Here is a 400-nt window from a genome sequence, read left to right as displayed (position 1 = left end):
GTAGCGCTTCAAACTCGATGCCGTAAGCCTCATAGCGATCATCATTGACAGCCAGTCGTAACTTATAGGCCCAGTCCCAACTAGCGTCAGGCTGCTCTGTCTCCCGCAGAATGCCTTCCCAGATATCTTCGACTTGTCCGGCGTGCTCCTGCGTTAACAGGCCTATTGTCGCCGTGACAATGTCATTTGGGGGTTTCGTTAATCGAATCGGACGGTTCATGAGCATCATATAGGAATACTCTAAAGCTTATCAATGACTGTTCTCAACACCATCCGCTGGGGAGCGAGATAACCGCAGCTCTACCATGAGAACCATAATCGCTGGGCCATGATAGAGCGACAGCCTTCTGGACAGGTAGAAATCAGCAGACTGAAAACTGGTATAGAGTTGGTATGAGTC

General features: G+C 49.8%; 1 pseudogene. It reads right to left on the bottom strand.

Annotation, left to right across the window (positions count from 1 at the left end):
• A pseudogene (locus tag JUJ53_RS25330) lies at positions 1-220 on the bottom strand (hypothetical protein); the annotation flags it as partial.
• Positions 221-400: the final 180 nt, after the last annotated feature.

This window comes from Leptolyngbya sp. CCY15150, assembly GCF_016888135.1.
Taxonomy (GTDB): domain Bacteria; phylum Cyanobacteriota; class Cyanobacteriia; order RECH01; family RECH01; genus RECH01.
This window is presented reverse-complemented; position numbering and strand designations above follow the sequence as displayed.